This is a genomic window from Endozoicomonas sp. SESOKO1 (assembly GCF_024606265.1).
In the GTDB taxonomy this organism is placed as follows: domain Bacteria; phylum Pseudomonadota; class Gammaproteobacteria; order Pseudomonadales; family Endozoicomonadaceae; genus Endozoicomonas.
Window position 1 is genome coordinate 1 of the sequence record NZ_JAHHPP010000003.1, and the last position, 1325, is coordinate 1325.

Genomic DNA, 1325 nt, shown 5'->3' on the forward strand with positions numbered 1-1325 from the left:
ATAAATGCTTTTTTGAGCGAGCGCTTGATGGAACTCTTGTTTGCGAATGCGGGGCCTGGAAGATAGGTTGAGTAATTCGTTTAACCCCTGCTTGTGCGGCGCAGTCCGCACGAAGCTGTTGTTATGCGTGTGCTGATGAAAAGGAATAGATAAAATGTTTGAAGCATTAGAGAAAGCCAGAGAAGAATCAAATACCCGAATTTTTGAACGAGAAGACAACCCACGATGCCCACATTGCGGAAAAACATACGACATTGAAAAAAACGAATCTTATGAGCTTTATGAAGAGGGAGTGCATGAGATTGAGTGCGGTGACTGTGAAAAGGAATTTACCGTGTCTGCTCATGCCGTATTTTTTTATTCAACAGACGATGCTGATGAATACGCATAACGCTTGCATCAGCCGACGCCGTAGGTGGTCGGCTGGATGCACTTGTTATGCGTCGCTGTTTTGCACAATGGCAACTGGCTTTTTGGATTTAAGAATTCGCTCAGAACCACCAAGGCTAAGGTTTAGCTTTGTTTTTATAATCCGTAAATCTGCAACTGAATGATGATATTTCACGAATTTTTCAGCCAATCCAGCGTCAGTGAATGTTGTAGCAAATTGTTGGTCTTGAGACTCACTTAGCATTTCTCTGCTTGGCTCTATGTCATTGGCTGCAACAAAAGTCCTTACGATAACCTGGAAAGTCATTGGCTTTTTGTGATCAAGGTGACATTCATGTGGTAGTACCATTTCCCCACTAATATCGCATGCAACCCGACCGTCAGAGTCTGCGTGTTTTTCAAAATGCCCTTTTTTAGTGGCTCGTAAGTCATCACTAACGGATTCACGACAAGCTTCTGCAAACTCTTGGTATAAAGATTTACCCTTTGCATCCACGCAGGTAGGATAAGAAAACTCTGTTTCAGAGCCATCATGTCTTCTCAACCAGAAACAACTCGTACCTTTATCTGTTCTTTGTTTGAAAAAACACTCGATACCACAGCCAAACTTTTGTGAAGCTTCTGGATGCCTTTCGAGCAGGTTATAAAGATCTGATGAATCCTCATCGTTTATTTCATCACCATCAGAATACTTTGCAAGCATAGCTTTAAAATAATCTTTAGCTGCTTTCTTGGTTTGGTATGTTCTTTCACCAATTTGGACAGGAATTGCCATGCTTACTGCACCTTGCTGTTTGGAAGAAAAGAAGATTATATCTTAAATATAAAGCTTGAACCTACGTGATACTCAATGCCTGAGACGCATAACGCTAAATTCAGCGGCTGCCGAAGGCAGTCCGCTGAAATTTTTTGTTAAGTGTAATTAACTCTTAATC

At 41.4% G+C, this 1325-nt stretch carries 2 protein-coding genes; one reads left to right on the forward strand and one right to left on the reverse strand.

The features are described from left to right. Nucleotides 1-154 precede the first annotated feature (154 nt). Complete coding sequence (locus KDK13_RS00290; RefSeq protein ID WP_257282724.1) at nt 155-391, forward strand: hypothetical protein; 237 nt, start codon at nt 155-157, stop codon at nt 389-391. A 45-nt stretch (nt 392-436) separates the two neighbouring features. On the opposite strand, the gene KDK13_RS00295 is transcribed toward KDK13_RS00290, so the two are convergent. After that, entirely contained in the window at nt 437-1165 is a 729-nt protein-coding gene (locus tag KDK13_RS00295; RefSeq protein ID WP_257282725.1) for a DCL family protein, read from the reverse strand. Between the last annotated feature and the right edge of the window lie 160 nt (nt 1166-1325).